This window comes from Leifsonia shinshuensis (assembly GCF_014217625.1).
GTDB lineage: Bacteria > Actinomycetota > Actinomycetes > Actinomycetales > Microbacteriaceae > Leifsonia > Leifsonia shinshuensis_A.
In genome coordinates this window covers 2,632,294-2,651,395 of the sequence record NZ_CP043641.1, presented here as the reverse complement: position 1 = coordinate 2,651,395, position 19,102 = coordinate 2,632,294, and the positions used below count along the sequence as shown (strand labels likewise).

Here is a 19,102-nt window from a genome sequence, read left to right as displayed (position 1 = left end):
CGTGTCCTCCGCTCTCGCCCCGCTCGGGGTCCGGGTCTTCCGGCTGCTCTGGATCGCGGGCCTGGTCAGCAACATCGGCAGCTGGATGCAGACCGTCGGGGCGCAGTGGCTCCTGGTCGAGCACGGCAGCCCGGCGTCGGTCGTCGCACTCGTGCAGACGGCCGCCGCCGCGCCCGTGCTGCTGCTCGCCCTCCCGGCCGGCGTGCTCGGCGAGTTCTTCAACAGGCGGACCCTGCTGATCGTCGTGCAGGCCGCGCAGTTCGTGATCGTGCTCGGGCTGGCCTGGCTGACCTGGGCGGGCGCGACGACGCCGGCCGTGCTGCTGGCGCTGACGTTCCTGCTCGGGGCGTGCTCGGCGGTGCAGCTGCCGGCCTACCAGGCGGTGGTCCCGGAGGTCGTGCCCGCGCCCATGATCGCGGACGCGGCGGTGCTGTCCTCCGTCGGCGTGAACGTCGCGCGCGCGATCGGGCCTGCGCTGGCCGGCCTCGTAGTGGCGCAGCTCGGCGTGACGGCGGTGTTCGTCGCCAACGCGCTGTCGTTCCTGGTCTTCCTCGTGGCGCTCGTCGCCTGGCGCGGCTACACGCCGAAGCACGGCCGGCCCGAGCGGTTCCTCGACGCGACGCGCGCCGGCCTCCGCTACGTGCGCAACGCGGGCGCGATCCGCGGGCTGTACCTGCGGCTGGCCCTGTTCCTGCTCCCGGCGAACGGCCTCTGGGCGCTGCTGCCGGTGCTCGCCAGCGCGGAGCTGCACCTGAACGCGGGAGGCTACGGCTTGCTGCTCGCCGCGCTCGGCGTCGGCTCGGTCGCCGGCGCATTCCTTCTCCCTCCGCTACGCGCGCGGTTCAGCACCGGGGTGATCGTGGCCGCGTCGTCCGGCGTCTTCGGGCTGTGCACGCTCGCGCTCGCGCTGCTCGGGACGCTCTGGCTCGTCCTCCTGGTGCTGGTCGTGGCGGGCTTCGCGTGGATCGGCGTGATCGCCACGATCAACGGGACGGTGCAGTCCTTCCTCCCGGTCTGGGTGCGCACGCGCGGGCTCTCGATCTACCAGCTGGTGCTCTTCGGCTCGACGGCGATCGGAGCGGCGGCCACCGGTGCGCTGGCGGGCTGGGCCGGGGTCGTCCCTGTGCTGGTGGGCTGCGGCGTCCTGCTCGTGGTGCTCGGGGTCGTCGGGGCGCTGCGGCCGGCCGTCGACACCCGCGGCAAGGGCCGTGCGATCGTCCCGATGCCGCTGACCGACCTGCCGATGGTGCAGGGGGAGGAGAGCCCGGACGACGCCGCGGACCCTCCGGTGCTCGTCCTGATCCGCTACGCGGTCCCGCCGGAGCGCCGTGCCGACTTCGAGACGCGGATGCGCTTCGTCGGACGCTCCCGCCGCCGGACCGGCGCCCGCGACTGGCGGCTCTATACGGACCGCGAGGACCCGGCCGTGCTGGTGGAGGCCTTCCAGGTCGGGTCGTGGAGCGAGCACCTCAGCCAGCACGACGAGCGGATGACCGAGTACGACCGCCAGCTGCTGGAGGAGGCGCGGGCGCTCGCCGACGGGGAGCCGGAGGTGGAGCACCTGCTGGAGGCGGAGACGACCCGGCGGCGAGGCTAGCGCGGCGAGGCTAGGCTGCGGCGCATGACCTTCGACCCCGAGCGGGACGTCGCCGCCTACGGCCGGCGCGCGAGCGGGTACGAGCGCGGGCCGCGCGGGTTCCTGCACGCGGAGATCGTGCGGCGCGTCGGCGTGGTGGCCGTGTCGCTCGTGGCGGAGACGCGAGCGCCGCGCATCCTGGACGTGGGATGCGGCACCGGCGTGTTGCTGCGGCTGCTCGGCTCCCTGCTCCCGGACGCCCGGCTCACCGGGGTGGACCCGGCTGCGGGGATGGTGCGGGAGGCCGCGGCCTCCACCCGCGCCGAGGTGCGCGAGGCATCGGCCGAGTCGCTCCCGTTCGGGGACGCGGCGTTCGACCTGGTCGTGAGCTCGTCCTCGTTCAGCCACTGGCAGGACCAGGCCGGCGGGCTGGCGGAGTGCCGGCGCGTGCTCGCTCCCGGAGGGGCGCTGCTGCTCGCGGACGTGTTCACCTCCCGCGGTCTGCCGGTGCGCGTGTTCGGGCCGGGCGGAGCGGCGGGCAGCCGTCAGCGGGCGGACGCGGCGATCGGCGCGGCCGGCTTCGCCGGGTGGAGCTGGCGGCCGGTGTTCGCGGGGGTCGTCCGGGCCGCCGTGGCGCGCGCGTGAGGCGCGCGGACAGGAGAACACGTCCGGATCTCCTGCCGAGCGGCGTTCGGAAGGAGATCGGGCGCGCGTCGCGGCCGCACCTCCTTCCCGGGCGTGCGGCCTGCTAGTGTCCACTCAAAAGCCGAGGGAGGCCAGGTGTCGGTAGTCGGCATCGTCGCTGAACGGCCGGGTGATGCCCGGGTCGCGTCCAGCCCGAGTTCCGTGAAGAAGCTCGTCTCCCTGGGCTACGACGTCCGCGTCGAGTCCGGCGCCGGAGCTCACGCCGCGTTCACCGACGAGGCGTTCGCCGCCGCGGGCGCGACGGTGACCTCCCGTGCCGAGGCCTGGGCGGCCGACATCGTGCTCAAGGTCGCGCCGCCGACCGAGGACGAGATCGCCCTCCTCGCCGACGGCGCCACCCTCATCGCGACCCTCAGCCCTGGCCTGCGCCCCGACCTCCTGGCCGCCCTCTCGCAGCGCGGGATCACGGCGCTCGCCCTCGACGCCGTCCCGCGCATCTCCCGCGCGCAGTCGATGGACGTGCTGAGCTCCATGGCGAACATCTCCGGCTACCGGGCCGTAGTGGAGGCCGCTCACGAGTTCGGCCGTTTCTTCACCGGGCAGGTCACCGCGGCGGGCAAGGTCCCGCCCGCGAAGGTCCTCGTCGCCGGCGCGGGCGTCGCCGGCCTCGCCGCGATCGGCGCGGCGTCCAGCATGGGTGCGATCGTCCGCGCCACCGACCCGCGGCCGGAGGTCGCCGACCAGGTCCGCTCGATCGGCGGCGAGTACCTGGCGGTGGAGGTCGCCGGCGACGACCAGATGCAGTCCACCGACGGCTACGCGAAGGCGACCAGCGAGGCGTACGACCGGCGCGCCGCCGAGATCTACTCGGAGCAGGCGCGGGACGTGGACATCGTCATCACCACCGCGCTCATCCCGGGCCGGCCCGCGCCGAAGCTGCTCACCGAGGCGGACGTCGCGAGCATGCGGCCGGGCTCCGTCATCGTGGACATGGCCGCCGCGCAGGGAGGCAACGTCGCCGGCTCGGTCGCGGGGGAGCGGGTGGTCACACCCGGCGGGGTGATCATCCTCGGCTACACCGACCTCCCGTCCCGGCTGCCGACCCAGTCGTCGCAGCTGTACGGGAACAACCTGGTCAGCCTCCTCACCCTGCTGACGCCCGGCAAGGACGGGAGGCTCGTCCTCGACTTCGACGACGTCGTGCAGCGTTCGGTGACCGTCGTGCGCGACGGCGAGACGACGTGGCCGCCGCCACCGGTGACGGTCTCGGCCGCGCCGCCCCGCGTCGCACCCGCACCGGTCGCCGTCCCCGCGCCGAAGGAGCCATGGCTGACGCCGGTGCGCAAGGCGGTGCTGACGACGGTCGGCCTGGCGGTGCTGCTCGCGGTGACTGCGCTGGCCCCGGCTCCGCTGCCCCAGCATTTCACGGTGCTCGTGCTCGCGACCGTCATCGGCTTCTACGTGATCGGCAACGTCCACCACGCCCTGCACACCCCGCTGATGAGCGTGACGAACGCCATCTCGGGCATCATCGTCGTCGGCGCGATCGTGCAGCTGACGTCGCACGATCCGACGGTCCAGGCGCTCGCCGCCATCGCGGTGCTGGTGGCCTCCATCAACGTGTTCGGCGGGTTCGCGGTGACCCGGCGGATGCTGGCGATGTTCCGGCGGAGCGACCGGTGAGCCTGAGCATCGCGGACGCCGCGTACCTCGTCGCGGCCGTCCTCTTCATCATGAGCCTTGCCGGGCTGTCGCGGCACGAGACCGCCCGCAGCGGCGTCGTCTACGGAATGGTCGGGATGGGGATCGCGCTCGTCGCGACCATCGGCTTCCTGGTGCTGCCCGCCTCCTCCATCGTCCTGCTGATCGCCGCGATGGCCATCGGCGCCGCCATCGGGCTGTGGCGCGCGCGGGTCGTGCAGATGACCGGGATGCCGCAGCTCATCGCCCTCCTGCACAGCTTCGTGGGCCTCGCCGCCGTGCTCGTCGGCTGGACCGGCCACCTCTCGCACCCCGAGGAGCCCGGCGCACTCGGCGGCGTGCACAACGCGGAGGTCGTGATCGGCATCTTCATCGGCGCCGTCACCTTCACCGGCTCGATCGTCGCCTACCTCAAGCTGTCCGCGCGGATCTCGTCCCGCCCGCTCGTGCTGCCAGGCAAGAACGCGCTCAACATCGGCGCGCTCGCCGTGTTCGTGGCGCTGACGGTCTGGTACGTCATCACCCCCGAGCTGTGGCTGCTCGTCGTCGTGACGCTGATCGCCCTCGCCCTCGGCATCCACCTCGTCGCGTCGATCGGCGGCGGCGACATGCCCGTCGTGGTCTCGATGCTGAACAGCTACTCCGGCTGGGCGGCCGCCGCCTCGGGGTTCCTGCTCGACAACGACCTGCTGATCGTGACCGGCGCCCTCGTCGGCTCCTCCGGCGCCTACCTGTCCTACATCATGTGCAAGGCGATGAACCGCTCGTTCTTGTCGGTGATCGCCGGCGGCTTCGGCATCGAGGCGCCGTCCGCGGCCGTCGAGGAGCAGGGCGAGTACCAGGAGGTCACCGCCGAGCAGACCGCGGAGCTGCTGCAGAACGCGACCTCCGTCGTCATCACGCCGGGGTACGGGATGGCCGTCGCCCAGGCGCAGTACCCCGTCGCCGAGCTCGTCCAGAAGCTCCGCGACCGCGGCGTGGAGGTGCGGTTCGGCATCCACCCGGTCGCCGGCCGCCTCCCCGGCCACATGAACGTGCTGCTGGCGGAGGCGCGAGTCCCGTACGACATCGTGCTCGAGATGGACGAGATCAACGACGAGCTGTCCGACACGGACGTGGTCCTCGTGATCGGCGCGAACGACACGGTCAACCCGGCCGCCGCGGAGGACCCCGGCAGCCCTATCGCCGGGATGCCTGTGTTGCGGGTGTGGGAGGCACGCCAGGTCGTCGTGTTCAAGCGCTCGATGGCCGCGGGCTACGCTGGCGTGCCGAACCCCTTGTTCTACCGCGACAACGCGAGGATGCTCTTCGGGGACGCGCGCACAGCCGTGGACGAGATCGTGGGGTACTTCTGAGGTGGATGGCGAGAGTGGCGAGGCGAGCCGGCAGCTCGGCCCCGGCTGGTACCCGGACCCGTTCGGCGAGGCGGCGCTGCGCTGGTGGGACGGGACGAAGTGGGAGGCCCCGGTGAGCGCGGCGCCTGGCATGCGGCCAGCGCCGCCCGCGTACTCGTCCTTCGGGCGCCGCCCACTCGCGCCCGAGGCGCCGGTGTACACCACCTGGATCTGGCTGGTGCTGCTGCTGCCGCTGGTCGGAGTGGTCGCGTCCCTGGCCACGATCGGCACCGTCAGCCGCTCGTTCACCGCGCTCGCGCATCCCGGTGCCGCCAACCTCGCGCTGCTGTCGTCGCCCGCGTACATCGTCAACGGCCTCCTGAGCTGGCTGGTCTTCGGCCTGTCGGTGGTCTTCAGCTGGCTCGATTACCGGGCGCTGGAGAACCGTGGAGTCGACCGCCCGTTCCACTGGGCCTGGTCGTTCCTCGCGTGGCCGGTCTACACGATCGGCCGCGCAGTGATCGTGCGCCGCGTCGCCGGTGGCCGGGGTTCCGGCGTGCTGTGGGCGTCGATCGCTGTACTGGCCATCTCGGTGGCCGCCGGTATCGCCGCGGCACTCATCCTGAGCTCGGCGATCCTCCAGACCATCCACCAGCTCCCGCCCGCGGGCGCCTGAGAGCGGGGTGTCCGGCCGCGCCCGGAACGTCCGTTATGATGGCTGTCGTGCGTCCGCCCGCGGACGCTCAGGAGACGTCGCATAGTCAGGCCTAGTGCACCACCCTGCTAAGGTGGAGTCCCCGTAAGGGGACCGAGGGTTCAAATCCCTCCGTCTCCGCCGACGGGGCTATCTAAGGTTCTCGTTTTCACGATCTAAGGTTCCCCGGGAAATAAGAACGGCTCCGCGTTTGCGGAGCCGTTTCGTCATTCGCTGGGTGGGAATCGCGCTCTCGTTGGCTCTGAGAACACTGTGGAACGCGATCAAATCGTCGGATCGGTCGATTTTGGGCAGGCTCGAGCCGACCGTGTGCTTTGCGGGCGAACTTCCCCAATGCGAGGGTGCCCCAAATAGCGGCCCGCCCAGAAGGGCGTGCGCCAGAAGAATTGAGGGGTCGGCCTACGTTCGAAGTGGCCTGATGTCGATAGGGTCGTCGCGGCCCTCAAGCTCAATGAAGTCACGGTCCGGTCCCCACTTGCGCTTGTACGTGCCGTACTGGTCCCGCCTGCGGATTCGGCGGCCGACCTTCGCGATTGCCTGAAGGGCCGTCTTCGATTCTTCCTTCAGAAAGGACTGCAGCTTCCGCATGTTTGCGGAGACGACGAGCATCGTGACAAGAACCTGCTGGGCGGCGATGCCCGCGGCCGAGCGACGAGCAGCTGAGCCGAGGTTCTCCTTCCCCTCATCCTTGATGTAGCCGTTAACGCCTTCAACCATGTTCCGGTCGGCAGTGTAGGTGGTCTGCCACTCCGGGCTGCCGTATCGCAGGTCTTGCTTGAACTTCAGTGTCTCGTCTGTTTCGACGAAGGTGGCCGAGGTGTTGCAGCAAATGTTGTCGAGACGTTCGGGAAGGTTCCTTTTGAGGACGCGTGGTTTCGCCTTCTGGGAGGACTTCGGGTGAATTGCACGCAGTGGGCACTCGATTTTTGCCTGCGGTCCGAGTGCTGGGCACATCTTCTTGACCTTGCCATCCGCGTCAGGGGTCTCCTTATTTCGCAGCGAGTAACTGGAGCGTTCCTCGATGAGGAAGCGGTACTCGGCCTCGCCGATTTCGAGATTCTGGGCGCGAATCGAAGCGTTCACGAGGTCGTCGGGTGTCGCGGGACACAGGTGCTCGCCCTCAACGTAGATGGAGCCATTCTGGCCTCCGGGCTTCTTGCCGAGTTCGGTCCTTTTATAGTCGAAGACCCGGCTGAAGCCGAGTTCGCGGACGCGCTTGTGAAAGGCGTCGTTGTCGTCGGTGTAGTTGGAGTCGGAGTCGGAGCCACCTGGGTACCCACGGTCGATCGTCATACGACCTGGCTCGTGCCCAGCGTCGACGAGTTGCTTGCCGAGCCGGACCGCCTCGCCGGTGATTTCGACGTTCGGCACGCTTAGAGTGAACGCTCGGATGGTGATGGGGAAACCTGCGTTCTGTCCTGGGATATTTGAGGTGCTGACCGCAAAGTTCGCCGCATAGCCCCACACGTACTTCTTCCCCGGCTTCACGTACCAGGCTGCGTCCATCTCTTTCACTAGTCGCTCAGCACGTTCGTTCGGGTCGAACTCGTCCTTGTGCCCGCGCTTCGTGTAGACCGCCACGGGTGTCTGGTCGATGGAGATGTTCGCCTTCGTTTGGAGGCGGCGGAGCCGTCGCGGTTGCATGGTGAACGTCATCTGGACGAACTGCTGGGAGAACCAGTCCAGCCGTTCTTTGCGGCGCCGCATCGTATTCAGGTCGCGGGCGGTGCGGATTGCGTCTCGTTCGGCGTTGTTCAGGAGCCGTCGCCGGCTTCCTTTCGTGTCGGGGTGCGGGTCCATCGGATTGAGGATGCGATGGAAACCGTTGTAGGCGTGATTCTGCCAGTTCTTCTCTTCACTGCCTTTCGGTTTGAGGGGGCTCGACGGTAGTGCGTGGGGGAGGTCGAGGAACTCGCGTGACTCGTCCGTGAGCCTGCGGTGCATGACCTCGGCAATCGCGGTCTCGTTCAACGGCTTGTGTTCGCGCGCGAGCATCAGCATGATGACGAGGATGGCCCGGTCTGTCACGTACGGCGCCGGACCGCTTGCCTGCTTCCCTCCGCGGTCCTCCAGTCGCCACTCCTCGAGCTTGCATAGAACGCCCGTCATCTCGATGCATTTGTTCGTCGTGAGTACCTCGCTGTGGGGGAAGACCGAGCGGCTGCCGCTGAATGTACGGAGTTCGACTTCGTTCAGGAGCAGGTCGGTGTCGATGCCGAAACCTTCGACGAGGTCGTTCATCGCGTCGCCCCGACAATCAGCTCGACATAGTCTCCGAAGTCGTACGGAGGCATGCGCTGCAGGTATGTCCGTAGTGCGTCGGTGCCAATTCCTGCCACCTCGCAGACGACATCTTGGCGAAGCCCCGAGACGAGAAGGTCAACTATCCAGGTTGCCCGCATACGAGTCGGATTGGGGTGCGGCTCACTTGGGGTTGCCGCAGCAATGCCGGTGGCGAGCGTCTTGGAGAACTGCGGGTCTCGATACCCGGACAACGCGTAGTCGCCCTCAAACCGAGTTTCGAGCCCGCGTAGCAGCAGCGTCGCCCATTCAGCTCGAACCGGAACGACTCGAGCGTTTTTTCCGGGGACGTGGACCGCGACATGGCTCGCTTCCTGCACGATGTGCTCGACGCGAAGAATGTTCATTTCCTTGGACGTGAGACCAGCGCCGAACCCGAGCGCGACATAGACCCGCATGTTGTTTCGCTGCTTCTCGGTCGAACGAGAATTGCACGAACTGTAGAAGCGCGTCTTCTCTGCTTCAGAGTAGATTTCCCGACCTTCGAGATAGTCCATGACCCTCGGCTTACGAGAGTAGTTCTCATCTACCTGACCGGACCGCTCCACCACCAGGCGAAGCAGGGCAAGCTGGGTGTGCCGCGTTGACGTCTTCCCCTTGTCGAGCACGTCGGCCGTGTAACGCACCAGAAATGGTGTGCTCAGGACCTCGTCGAGGGCGTCCATCGGGAGGCCGCGCTTGTGCGCCCAAACGGCAAACTTCTTGACCGTGGTCATGTAGTTCTGGACCACGGGCTTCGATTCGTCGGCGAACGGGGTCACGGCCGCCCGAACGAAATCCTTCACGGCGTCCCAGGATTCCCTGTCCGTGCGCGGATAGTACGACTCGATAACACGGTGATTGTCTTCCGGGTGGGCATTAGAATAACCGCGGTCTTGCCGGCGGGCAATAGTGGGTTTGGTGGACACGTGCGTTGGCTCCTGAGGTCGGCGATTGGTGGCTCGCCCTCACCTATGCGTAGTGGCCGAGGTCGGCTGCCGACGTGCCGGCAACGCCCAAAAGATGCCTCCCAGCGAGTTAGAGCGAACGGCGCGCCCCGACTGGCTGGCATCCTGGCTTCGGCGGTAGATGCCGCCCTCTGACCGGCTGGCTGCGCGCTCGACTCGACGCGCTGCGGTCTTGCTCCGGACCGGTTGGCGAATCCAGAAGTCAATTGGGGAACTTCCGGAACAGCCGAGCACTCGGCGAGATCGCCACCCTCGATCCGTGGTGTCGGGTGCGACGCCGAGACGATCTGTCTGGTGGGGCTCTTCAGGGACTGTCCCCGGGACAGTCCCACGCACTGTCCCGGAGGCGAGCCTCCCACTCGACCCGCCGGGACCCGTTGGCTGGCGTCGCGCGTTCCGGAGCTGCGGCGACTCGTTCGCCCCTTGTGTCCCTCGCCCCGTTACTGCAGGCGACTCCGGGCCAAGCCTCATCGCCGGGAGCGGAGAGCAACGGGTCGCGGTCGGTGAAGCGATCGAGTTCCGGTAGGTCGCTGAGACCTTTCGAGCAGTAGAGCGTGCCACCACCGTTATTGACTTCGACGCCTAGTCGTGTCGGTCAGAACGGCCGGGACAGGGATGTCCCGCTCGCTCACGTTGCTCCGCCGTCTAGGGGTCTCAAGCGGGTGGGGTCTCCGCTCGTTATGCGAGGGCTCGGTTACAGGGGCCGCGGGACACGGTGGCTGTCGTCGGGGACCTGGCCTCAACTCGTGGGCCGCAAGCTGGGGGAATGTATGGCTCCAGGCAACCACCGTGCAAGGACACTTCGCCTGTGCGGGTCCTCCCGCTGTCCGGGGTCTGTCCCGGGGATGTAGTTGCCGCTGTTGTAGCAGTGCTCAGATGCGGGGTCCATGCTGCCAACGGAATGATGTGTACGAAACCCGTTCGAAGGGGTGTGGAAATGTGCATAACTTTCCCACACCTGTGGATGACTCGCCCACTAGATATGGGGGCATGGAAATGTCGGCACCCGGCTATATAGTGGTCCATGTCCGGCAGCGAATACGAAGAAAGACCCCAGTTCGCTCCAACGAACTGGGGTCTTCGAGTATGCGTAGTCGGAACGGCAAGCATCCGCTTGTTGAACCGTTCGGAACGTCGCGTGTCCTTCTCAGGGGAACACGCTCGACCTTACGGCGTCGCTTCGCGCGATGCAAGATGGCCGACGTTCCTCGAGAGGGGAGAGCCCTTGAGTATCACCAGTGATGTTCTGGACGAAGTCCGGGCACAGATCGACGCAAATCCCGAAGCCCTCGCCGAGGCGCGTGAACGCCTCAAGCTCGTGCGCAAGGCGGCAGAAGCGCTCCCGGGATCGCTCCGGAGTTACCGCAGCGGTTCGCTTGCCGCACACACGATGCTCGACCCCGTCAACGACGGGGACGGAGGCATCGTCCTCGATCGGCGCAGCTTCCCGAAGCTGGGACCCGATGGTCAAGGCGAGCCGCCAAAGGACGTCGCGGCCGAACTGCAGGCGCTGATCGGACCGGTCGTCCGCGAGACCTATCCCCAAGCCCGGATCCGAATGTCGAAGCGCGGTCCGCTCGTCGAGTTCCACGCGCCCCTCGCCAATGGGCAGGATCCCACCGTCGATCTGGTCATCGCACTCACCCGCCGTGAAGGTGACGGTCTGTGGATCCCGAACCTCAACACCAACGCCTGGGAGCCCAGCGACCCGGAATGCCATGCCCGGCTGCTAAACACCGCGTACACGTCGCATCTGTCGATCCGTCGGAAGGTGATCCGGCTCGCGAAAGCCTGGAACAACCAGTTCCCTAAGCCGGCGATCAGCTCCTTCACGCTCAGCGTGTGGGCGCTCGAGTTCGTCAAGGAGGGCATGGGAGTTGCCGGCGGCCTGTTCGCGCTCTTCGACGGTGCCGCCACGAAGGTGGAGAACGGCGAACCGACCCAAGATCCCGCTGGCGTTTCGGCGCCGCTGAAGTACAACCTCTCCGACAGCCGCGTCGCCAGCATGATGCGTACCGCAGCCGACTCGCTCCAGGACGCGTTCGATGCCGGCAATGACGAGCAGGCAGTTCGGGCGGCGCTCGCTGGAATGTTCTGGACCTACCTGGAGACTCCCGGCCGTGAACTCGCGGCAGCGGCGGCACTCATCGACCGTGCGCCAACGGTCGCCGCAGCATCTGTCGGTGTCGTCGGCCTGGGAGCGACGATCAACCCCGGTCGCTCGTACGCAGGATCGGTCGCACGGGTGAGCTCGCTGAAGTACCACTTCGACCGTCCGGCGGCCCGGATCGGCTTCCTCCACGCGTTCAAGCGCAATGACCCATTCACCACCGCATTCCACCCGCCGAAGGAGTACAAGGGGGCATACGCCCTGCGCACTCAGATCACCCCCACCGGAACACCGGCACGAACCGTCGAGGTCATCTTCCCGCGCGGCAACGCGGAGGCGCCAAGGGTGTTCGTCGACGGTCCGACCGACTCGCCGCATCGGTTCGACGACGGAAGCCTCTGCATGTGGTTCCCGCAGGACCCCGCCGAACGACGGTGGGTGCTGTCGGACGGTGCGGAAGCGTTGCTCGCCCACATCGCCGCTCACCTTCTGCGCGAGGAGTGGTTCCGGGTGACCGGATCATGGGCCGGAGAGGAGCTCGCACACCAGTGATGCTCCTCTCGACTCTCACGGTCGCAGCGCCCACGGTCGACGCCGCTGCTCCAGCGCCGGCAGACCCGTGGTCGGTTATCGTGACGGCGCTGCTGAGCGGCGCCGTCATCGCCGCCATCATCAGCTTTGGCGGCAACTACTATTTCGCCATTCGGAAGACGCGGGAGGAGACGAGGGAGCGGCTGCGCGCCCTGTTCGCGGAGGCGTTCGCCGCCTACGCCGCCTATCGGGAATACCCGTACGTGATCCGCCGGCGGAACGCCGATCACCCAGCGGACGAACGCATCCGAATCTCCGAGCTCATCCGTGGAACGCAGGAACGGATCAGCTACCACCTAGCTGCAACCGCTGCCGAGTCGGACACGGTGGGCAGCGCCTATCGGCACCTGATCGATCGAACTCGGGAGTTGGCCGGGAGCGCCATGAAGGACGCGTGGCAGGCGCCGGCGATCACCGAAGACCGGGACGTTGTAATCGCACGATCGGTGATCAACCTGGGGGCGCTCGATCCAGATGCGGTCGCTTACCAGAAGGCTGTCCGTGACTTCCTCAGGGCCGGGCGCTTCGGAAAGCGAGCGAACTAGCTGCGCCGCTCAGGCGGAAGCCCCGCTGGAGTTGATTCCAGCGGGGTTTCCGCCTGCGATTGTGACTAGCCATCATCGGAGTCCGTATCGGCCGGGTACTTACCTGGCGGACCTGCTTCAAGCATCTGCTCAAGTGTGAACCCCGCCAACGACTGGATCATGAGCTGTTGCAGCCGAGCGGCGGGACTGTAACGAGGGCCTTCCACGCTTACGACCCCGCCGTATCGGCCGACAGTGACAGTCGACGACTGTGTCCGCCCGACGCCGGGATCAACAGATCCGGGTACTCGTTCGGGTTCGCGACCCGCGTCGATCCGGGTTCAGTCACGCGGACCTCGGTGATCTGGCTGCCGGCCAGGTCGATCGCGATCAGTTGAAACTCCATAGGGGTAGTCCTTTCGGTGACGTAAGCCGTCTATGCGCGGCATGAAAGAGGTAGAGGTAACAGATGAGCTCAAGGCGTGTTCTCGGCTACGAGGACCTCATCTATGAAGATGCGGAAGAAATCCACGACAACGCCCTCGACCACGCAGGGCAATCGCTAGTCGAGGAGGAATTGCGGGCCATCATCACGACCCCGCGTCGTGAACTCTGGAAGAACAACCCCATCTTCGTCATACGCGACAAGAAGGCCGGCATCATCGGGCACGCGTATGCGGTGCGCCAGAAGCAGAAATACAACGGCGACCTGTACGAATCCGACTCCACCATCGAGTTGCAGTCGCTCGTCGTTGTCACCAAGTACCGCGGCGCCGGCGAAGGCCGAAAGCTGCTCAGAGAGATGGCTGAGTTCCCCAAGCGTCGACGGTTTCCTCATGTCATCTCCCAAGTCCCACAAGGGATGAACGGGCTGTTCGAGGAGTCTGGCTGGGACGTTAGCGCCACCGGATGGGCATGGCTCGAACCGAAACCCAACATCGCGAGAACCGCCCCAGGGGTGCCAAAAGTCCGCCTGTTACGAGTCGGGCCGGACATCATCCGAGGCAAACGCGCGGTCGCCCGCGCTGTCGGCGACCCAATGCAGGGCGTAGCGATCCCGCTCGATGCCAAAGCCACCGACATCGAACTGTTCGAAAAAATCGTCCGGCGGCGAACGCCAGAATGGGCCGAAGCCGAACAGCTGGAAGCCGCGCTCAAACTGATGAGAGCGAAGGCGTGATCGCGAGCCTGCTGCCGGGGTTCCGGGACTTCAGGACGCCGCTGGTCGTCGGGTATCTCTGGCTCATGGCCGTGTGGGTCCTGGTGTCGCCATTCATCCCGAAGAAGGCCGACTCGATTGGACTACTTCGAGCTCTCTACGATCTCACGGGATGGCTCGGAACGACGATCGCATTGACGATCCTTACGTTCGCTGCCTACGTGATCGGGTTAATACTCAGCGGGGTATCATTGCGGCTGCTGCAGTGGGGCGGACAGCAACTTGCGCCAACGACCGAGGTCGGACTGGCAGATCTAATCGATCGAAAGCTCAGTCGAATCTTCGCGAGCGATTTGACCTTCGCGGACGTCGAGCGTCAGCTGCCGAATCTCGCCGAAGAGGCCGACGACTTCATCGAGTTCGAGCATGACCGTCAGAGGCGAATCGGCAGCGACGAGTTCGGCCGCATGGAGGGACCCCCTTCCTACGAGAAGCGGATGGCATCACGTGACATGAGTCGACGAAATTGGCTCAGAAGCCCGAGGGGTCACGAGGCAATCTCGCGGCGCGTCCTGAACGAGCTTCGACTCGCGGAGTTGTCACTCCAGATCTCGAGCAAGGACGTCTACGACAAGTACGACAGAACCCGCTCAGAGGCGGACTTCAGGCATGCGATCGCAGCGCCCATTGGAGTGCTCGGCATCGCGGTCGCCGTTCGTCTGGGGTTTGACGGGCTGGGTCTGTGGGCGACCTTGATCGCTTTCGGCTCCATCCTCGTCGTTGGCGTTCTCGAACTCACAGCGCGACGACGCGAACGCGAAGCGAACGACTTTATTGTCCAAGCGATCATCCGTGGAGTCATCAAAGCGCCAGTACTTGAGCTGCTGGACGAGGTGAAGCCTGCACCGAGCATCGAGGCTTCATCGAAGCGGCGCTAACCTCAGAGCCGGCCCGGGCGTCCCCGCCACGATCCAATTGTCGTGGCGGGAACGCCCTCGCTTACGCGACGCCGACCCTGTGGCGCCGTGCGTTTCGTCGGCCTACAGAACGTGTAACCGTTCGAGTGTGATCAGCACGATGTTGCCGATCAGGGTGATCGCACGGACTGCTGTCCACGCGTGTTCTGCTCTCGGAATGAGAACCTTTTTGGTTTTCCGCATGATGCGGACTCCTCTCCACTGCGGCGGATGGAGAAGAAGCGTGACGGGCACGCGCGTGAGTTCCCGAACTGATTTCGGCACGAATTTTGTAACCGATGTCGGTATCGACGTGGTTATCGTTGTCCGTACGGACAGTCGTAACGATGTCGGAAACGACGGGAATCACGTAGACTGTTAGTAAGTCATCTTCCGAAGTTGACATACCGCTGGTCTTTCTTCTTCTGAAAACCTGCGACGAAACAGGATCGCCCTGCCAGGCGGTCCTGATTTCGTTTAAGGCCTCAGGCGGCTGATCCACAGTTCAATCAGCCGACGTCCCTATTGTCCCATGCGGCTCCGGATTAACGCCAAGGCTGACACTCCCCCATTCCCGGCTTCTAATGCCGAGGACCCACTTAAATGGGCTCTGACCAGGAGTTAGTCCGCAGAGAGCTGGTCGCGACAATTCAGCGTTTGAAACACAAAGGTGTAATTCATTTCCGTTATCGGGAGCTATATTCCGATATTTACAGACCTTCGTGGACGAAAGGAAGGTATTTGTCGAGCGGTTCAGCGCTCCCCAACCCGGCCATGCGAAGAAGTGGAACCAGTCGGGTGCCAGCATTCAACTGGGCGACGATCCAGGTAGCCCGCATCCGCCGAGCCTGCAACGGCACCTGTGGCGGGTGCTTCTCGACGAAGTTGGTGACGACGTTCCGGTGGATGGTCTCCCGCCCGTCACGGAAGACCCACGCGTCAGGCGGATCCGTTCTCGCGCAGTCTCGAAGGGGTCGCGTCCACTGCGGGAACACGGGTATCTCCCGTTCCCTGTCCCCACTCACCCGCACCGTCACCGCGTCGTCTTCGACAAGCAAGTCGGAAACCTGGATGTGGCCGAACTCGGTGCCGATAAGGCCAGCTCCGAACCCGAGCGCGAGCAGCCGGGTCGCGTTCAACCCAATTCTGCGGGGCAGCGCATGAGCCCAAGACGTGAAAGTCGTGATCTCCGCATCCGTGTACGGGGACCCCGGGTGCGATTTCCCTAGCGGACGCTCCCGGGCGGGATCTTCAAGGTCGGGGAGCAGTGCCTCCGACAGGCGCCGCAACCGCGAACGCATCGTTCCCTTGCCGGCCTTTGTGTACTGGGGGAGCCCGTCCATTACGAACCGGTCGATCGTGTGCGGGTCGAAAGCGATTTCACGGTCCAAGGGCAGACCTGCCCGGGTCGTCATCCATACTGCCAGTTTCGTCACCACGATCAGATACTCGCGATCGCTGTATCCGCTCAGGCCTCGAGCGTCGAAGACCGCCGAGAGGACGAACTGATGAACCCGCTGCCACACTTCCGGCGGCAGCTTCGGGCGGAACTCAGGGGAGGTCATCGACAGTCCATGACCAGTCCTCGTTCCGCGCGCGCTCAAGCACGAGGACGGTCTCGCCGGTCAGGAGCGCGTCGACCGCGCACCAGCCACCATGCTTCAGCAACTGGCCTGACAGCCACAGCGCCCACAGCTGCGGCTCGTCGCACGAGGCAGCAAGCGCGGCCAGGATCGCACTCAACCCTGGGATCAACGAAGCCTGACAGTTTTCGTTTGGTGGACCGAACGTGAACTCCGGAAACATGTCACCTATCCGAAGCAAGTGCCCTGTCGTTGCGTACACGTCGATGGCATCCATCGAGCATCCGAATCGCGCGGCCGTCTCCGGCGCTGACAACAGGGGCCCAAGCCTTCGATCCAAGATCATCGCCACGCGGCGTTCCTATCCCAGGTGTCCAGCAGCAGGTCGTGGACGCTGATCCGAGGCAAATCGTGCGCGATCAGCAGCCCGGAAGTCTCCAAAGCGACCACCCAGGTGTGCTCCCACGGTGCGTGCGCGCGGACGCGGTGTTCCATCCGTCGTTGAAGTGGACGGAGCCGGTTGGCGACCGCTCCGACCGCGAGAAAGATCTCGTCGGGAGGCACCGAAAAGTTCACGGCACGAACGCCGCCACGATCTCAAAACCGCGCGTGTCCAGCCAGCGACACCCTGCGCATGTGCCCTGCCCAGGCGTGGCTTCGTCGAGTTCCCGTCCGCAACGTCGGCAGGTCGCGGCGGAGCTCTCCTCGACTTCTACCTGCAGCCGGGCCCAGTGCTCGTCGTCGTGCTCGCCGGTCAACTTGAGACGGTCGCCGGCATCGACGAAGCGCAGTACAGACGCCAGGCTGCTCTTCTCCCGGGCCCGGACGATCTCGTACGCGAGCTGCGACCAGCCCTTCGGCACTGTCAGTTGTCGGAGGCGAAGCTCGTCGGCGGCAGGTTGAATCTCGAGAAGGTACGGCATCTGCGGTCGCACCGGCTCGGCACCGGTCCGTAGCAGGTTGTCGGTCTCGCAGTAGACGCCCATGTATTCACCCCGGTATTCGCCCGGGCGTCCGCAGACCTCGCAGGTGACCGACGCCAATCCGTCGGCGAGGATCTGGAGCTCATCGCCGAACGCCAAGTACGGCCGGAAGGGCGAACCGTGGGAGTAGGCCACTTTGAGCGACCCGTACTTGGATTTCAGGGATACCACCGCGCCAGGGCGCGCCGCGAAGACCACCGCGGCCACCGCCATGCCAATCTGCGACCACCCCGTCCAAAACGACGTCCGCACCCCCAGGTTCGCCAGCGTCATCTCTGCGACCATGCACTCTTCGAGTGGCTTCAGGGTGGGCCACTGGAACAGTTCGCGCATTTTGAACCTCAGGTGCTTCCGTTGACGAGTGGGTTTAATGGGTATTATAATAAACATAGCGCCATTAGGGAATGGATCGAAGAGTTCGACTGGCGGTTCACGAGAGCCACGCGGGGTGCCTTGTCATGTTTCGGCCCGTTGCTCCATGAGGCGATCGCGCAAGGAGAGAAGCTCGTCGACGTACGGCGTTTGCGAATCGGTCAATGCGAATTCGAGCGGAAGAACCCAAAGCCGTACGCCGGGCACGGTCACGGCTACGCATCCGATCTCCTCGGTTACCGTGCGGCCCACGAAGACAGTGTCGAGGTGGAAATCGAAATAGCCGAGGGGAAGCTGGCGCTCAAGCTCCGAGATCCACCGCACAGCGATCGGTTCGAGTGCCGAAGCCTCTGCTTGTGACCTGAAGTACATCCTTACCCTCCCCCGTTTCCGCGACTGCGGGATCTAGGTTGATCCGTTGGTGGTCTTCAGCGCTCGAATCGAAACCACCTGAGTCGTCATCCGCCTGGTGAACGCAACCGCCGGACCGCCCAGTGACTCGATGTCGATGACTGCGGGCGCTCCCACCTCCAGCCGCACTACCCGCAGAAGCCGCACGGTTCGCCCTTCGTCGCGGAGCCGGGCCGGAAACGCGACCTCCGGATCATCCGGCTGCTCCGTCCCGCGGATTCGGGTCAGCAACTCGAAGTCGAGGTCGAGGACATAGCGTGAGCCCGACTCGGTCAGGACTTCATAGCGGCCCGTCGTGGGAAACGTTGGATCCGCTGAAGGCTCGAAGGTTAACGCAAAGATGGGAACGGGCTCGATCTCCTCGTCATCAGTCAACGAAGACGCCTCCTGGAGGGGCGGAGCCGCAGCAGCCGTCGCAGGTGTGGACGGCCAAAACCGCCGCGGCCATCTCCCCGTCGACGACAAAGACATGATCAAGTCCGTCCGCGTCGGGGTGGCCGATTCCGTGGGGGCAGACCCGTTCAAGGATGAGCAGGTCGGATCGCCAGCGGAGCGGCGCCGACGCTAATGGATGCTGCGAGGGGCTATGGATTGCGCAATGCGCGAGCAGGCATTCGCCAACTTCGTGGGTCACCAGAACGCCGTCGACGGGCCCAGAGGCGCCGTAGATGGAAATCTCGGGGTGGCGTTCGCTCACTGTCGTGATCCGCCGTCGGTGCTCAATTTGGATTCCTGCGGTGGATCGTCGGTTGCCTGTTCAATGGCGGCGACAACGGAGGACCATTGCCAGACTTGGTCTGGATCGACGTACCCGCCGCTACGGTTGCGCATCCACCAACGGCCGGGAAGTCCGACTCTCAACTCAATGATGGCCCGCAGCGATTGCAGCGAATCCGCTGGAGCGGCAGGTCGCCTCGGTTCGCCGGCAACTCGCTCAATTGTTCGGGCGTCAAGGTCGAATCTGTACGCAGATCCGCTGCGCGTGTGAACAATCCAAACGCCGGTGTCATCATCGGTGAGCTCGTGGCGGGTCAGGCGGCTAGTCATCAGGTGGTCGTTTCGGCAAAGAGCAGTCTGAGCCCGAGATTGATGAACCCATCCATCAGAAGCCTCCGCGATCTCATTCACGCGTTTCCATTTTTGGTTATACTAATACACGACCGTTCAGAACGGGAGGGCGATGAACAACGAGCG

20 protein-coding genes and 1 tRNA gene are annotated in these 19,102 nt (G+C 65.5%); 10 read left to right on the top strand and 11 right to left on the bottom strand.

Annotated features, from left to right (window positions below; all coding sequences use genetic code 11):
* Position 1: 1 nt before the first annotated feature.
* From F1C12_RS12705 to F1C12_RS12680, 6 genes are all read left to right on the top strand, one after another.
* Positions 2-1,597: an MFS transporter gene (locus F1C12_RS12705; protein WP_185275361.1), complete on the top strand. Its 1,596-nt coding sequence runs from the start codon at positions 2-4 to the stop codon at positions 1,595-1,597.
* Between the two features lie 24 nt (positions 1,598-1,621).
* Positions 1,622-2,221, top strand: a complete 600-nt coding sequence (locus F1C12_RS12700; RefSeq protein WP_185275360.1) for a class I SAM-dependent methyltransferase — start codon at positions 1,622-1,624, stop codon at positions 2,219-2,221.
* A 135-nt stretch (positions 2,222-2,356) separates the two neighbouring features.
* Positions 2,357-3,904: a Re/Si-specific NAD(P)(+) transhydrogenase subunit alpha gene (locus tag F1C12_RS12695; RefSeq protein ID WP_185275359.1), complete on the top strand. Its 1,548-nt coding sequence runs from the start codon at positions 2,357-2,359 to the stop codon at positions 3,902-3,904.
* Positions 3,905-3,954: 50 nt separating this feature from the next.
* The gene (gene pntB / locus F1C12_RS12690) at positions 3,955-5,277 is read left to right on the top strand and encodes a Re/Si-specific NAD(P)(+) transhydrogenase subunit beta (protein ID WP_258046256.1); all 1,323 of its coding nucleotides are present in this window, start codon (positions 3,955-3,957) and stop codon (positions 5,275-5,277) included.
* A gap of 1 nt (position 5,278) precedes the next feature.
* Complete coding sequence (locus tag F1C12_RS12685) at positions 5,279-5,932, top strand: DUF2510 domain-containing protein (protein ID WP_185275357.1); 654 nt, start codon at positions 5,279-5,281, stop codon at positions 5,930-5,932.
* Between the two features lie 70 nt (positions 5,933-6,002).
* Positions 6,003-6,091, top strand: a tRNA-Ser gene (locus tag F1C12_RS12680).
* Positions 6,092-6,370: 279 nt separating this feature from the next.
* Here the strand turns inward: F1C12_RS12680 and F1C12_RS12675 are convergent.
* Positions 6,371-8,212: a hypothetical protein gene (locus F1C12_RS12675; RefSeq protein WP_185275356.1), complete on the bottom strand. Its 1,842-nt coding sequence runs from the start codon at positions 8,210-8,212 to the stop codon at positions 6,371-6,373.
* Complete coding sequence (locus tag F1C12_RS12670) at positions 8,209-9,180, bottom strand: site-specific integrase (protein ID WP_185275355.1); 972 nt, start codon at positions 9,178-9,180, stop codon at positions 8,209-8,211. The genes F1C12_RS12675 and F1C12_RS12670 overlap by 4 nt, the downstream gene beginning before the upstream one ends.
* Positions 9,181-10,444: 1,264 nt before the next feature.
* On the opposite strand from F1C12_RS12670, the gene F1C12_RS12665 reads away from it, so the two are divergent.
* Both F1C12_RS12665 and F1C12_RS12660 read left to right on the top strand, forming a co-directional pair.
* Complete coding sequence (locus F1C12_RS12665; RefSeq protein WP_185275354.1) at positions 10,445-11,881, top strand: hypothetical protein; 1,437 nt, start codon at positions 10,445-10,447, stop codon at positions 11,879-11,881.
* 80 nt (positions 11,882-11,961) lie between these two features.
* Positions 11,962-12,465, top strand: a complete 504-nt coding sequence (locus F1C12_RS12660; protein WP_185275353.1) for a hypothetical protein — start codon at positions 11,962-11,964, stop codon at positions 12,463-12,465.
* Positions 12,466-12,673: 208 nt separating this feature from the next.
* On the opposite strand, the gene F1C12_RS12655 is transcribed toward F1C12_RS12660, so the two are convergent.
* Positions 12,674-12,850 carry a hypothetical protein gene (locus F1C12_RS12655; RefSeq protein WP_185275352.1) on the bottom strand — a complete coding sequence of 59 codons (177 nt, stop codon included), beginning with the start codon at positions 12,848-12,850 and terminating at the stop codon, positions 12,674-12,676.
* A gap of 63 nt (positions 12,851-12,913) precedes the next feature.
* Here F1C12_RS12655 and F1C12_RS12650 point away from each other — a divergent pair, with 63 nt between their 5' ends.
* Both F1C12_RS12650 and F1C12_RS12645 read left to right on the top strand, forming a co-directional pair.
* Entirely contained in the window at positions 12,914-13,624 is a 711-nt protein-coding gene (locus F1C12_RS12650) for a GNAT family N-acetyltransferase (protein WP_185275351.1), read from the top strand.
* Positions 13,621-14,541, top strand: coding sequence for a hypothetical protein (locus F1C12_RS12645; protein WP_185275350.1), 921 nt, complete (start codon positions 13,621-13,623; stop codon positions 14,539-14,541). Before F1C12_RS12650 ends, F1C12_RS12645 begins: the two co-directional genes overlap by 4 nt.
* 728 nt (positions 14,542-15,269) lie before the next feature.
* On the opposite strand, the gene F1C12_RS12640 is transcribed toward F1C12_RS12645, so the two are convergent.
* From F1C12_RS12640 to F1C12_RS12605, 8 genes are all read right to left on the bottom strand, one after another.
* Positions 15,270-16,124, bottom strand: coding sequence for a hypothetical protein (locus F1C12_RS12640; RefSeq protein WP_185275349.1), 855 nt, complete (start codon positions 16,122-16,124; stop codon positions 15,270-15,272).
* A complete protein-coding gene (locus tag F1C12_RS12635; RefSeq protein WP_185275348.1) occupies positions 16,111-16,419 on the bottom strand; it encodes a hypothetical protein in 309 nt (102 codons plus the stop codon). Before F1C12_RS12635 ends, F1C12_RS12640 begins: the two co-directional genes overlap by 14 nt.
* A 65-nt stretch (positions 16,420-16,484) precedes the next feature.
* Positions 16,485-16,637, bottom strand: coding sequence for a hypothetical protein (locus tag F1C12_RS12630; protein ID WP_185275347.1), 153 nt, complete (start codon positions 16,635-16,637; stop codon positions 16,485-16,487).
* Positions 16,638-16,714: 77 nt separating this feature from the next.
* Positions 16,715-17,458 (bottom strand): hypothetical protein, encoded by a 744-nt coding sequence (locus tag F1C12_RS12625; RefSeq protein WP_185275346.1) that lies wholly within the window; start codon positions 17,456-17,458, stop codon positions 16,715-16,717.
* Positions 17,459-17,581: 123 nt separating this feature from the next.
* On the bottom strand, positions 17,582-17,869 hold the full coding sequence (locus F1C12_RS12620; RefSeq protein WP_185275345.1) for a hypothetical protein: 288 nt from the start codon (positions 17,867-17,869) through the stop codon (positions 17,582-17,584).
* A gap of 33 nt (positions 17,870-17,902) precedes the next feature.
* The gene (locus F1C12_RS12615; RefSeq protein WP_185275344.1) at positions 17,903-18,283 is read right to left on the bottom strand and encodes a hypothetical protein; all 381 of its coding nucleotides are present in this window, start codon (positions 18,281-18,283) and stop codon (positions 17,903-17,905) included.
* The gene (locus F1C12_RS12610) at positions 18,276-18,605 is read right to left on the bottom strand and encodes a hypothetical protein (RefSeq protein ID WP_185275343.1); all 330 of its coding nucleotides are present in this window, start codon (positions 18,603-18,605) and stop codon (positions 18,276-18,278) included. The genes F1C12_RS12615 and F1C12_RS12610 overlap by 8 nt, the downstream gene beginning before the upstream one ends.
* A complete protein-coding gene (locus F1C12_RS12605; RefSeq protein WP_185275342.1) occupies positions 18,602-18,955 on the bottom strand; it encodes a hypothetical protein in 354 nt (117 codons plus the stop codon). The genes F1C12_RS12610 and F1C12_RS12605 overlap by 4 nt, the downstream gene beginning before the upstream one ends.
* Positions 18,956-19,102 lie beyond the last annotated feature (147 nt).

Coding starts and splice junctions, on each gene's coding strand:
- F1C12_RS12700 (WP_185275360.1), top strand. CDS start 1,622: ATGACCTTCGACCCCGAGCGGGACGTCGCCGCCTACGGCCGGCGCGCG.
- pntB (WP_258046256.1), top strand. CDS start 3,955: ATGAGCCTTGCCGGGCTGTCGCGGCACGAGACCGCCCGCAGCGGCGTC.
- F1C12_RS12650 (WP_185275351.1), top strand. CDS start 12,914: ATGAGCTCAAGGCGTGTTCTCGGCTACGAGGACCTCATCTATGAAGAT.
- F1C12_RS12605 (WP_185275342.1), bottom strand. CDS start 18,955: ATGACTAGCCGCCTGACCCGCCACGAGCTCACCGATGATGACACCGGC.
- F1C12_RS12620 (WP_185275345.1), bottom strand. CDS start 17,869: ATGTACTTCAGGTCACAAGCAGAGGCTTCGGCACTCGAACCGATCGCT.
- F1C12_RS12635 (WP_185275348.1), bottom strand. CDS start 16,419: ATGGATGCCATCGACGTGTACGCAACGACAGGGCACTTGCTTCGGATA.
- F1C12_RS12655 (WP_185275352.1), bottom strand. CDS start 12,850: ATGGAGTTTCAACTGATCGCGATCGACCTGGCCGGCAGCCAGATCACC.
- F1C12_RS12675 (WP_185275356.1), bottom strand. CDS start 8,212: ATGAACGACCTCGTCGAAGGTTTCGGCATCGACACCGACCTGCTCCTG.
- F1C12_RS12630 (WP_185275347.1), bottom strand. CDS start 16,637: ATGGAACACCGCGTCCGCGCGCACGCACCGTGGGAGCACACCTGGGTG.
- F1C12_RS12625 (WP_185275346.1), bottom strand. CDS start 17,458: ATGCGCGAACTGTTCCAGTGGCCCACCCTGAAGCCACTCGAAGAGTGC.
- F1C12_RS12640 (WP_185275349.1), bottom strand. CDS start 16,124: ATGACCTCCCCTGAGTTCCGCCCGAAGCTGCCGCCGGAAGTGTGGCAG.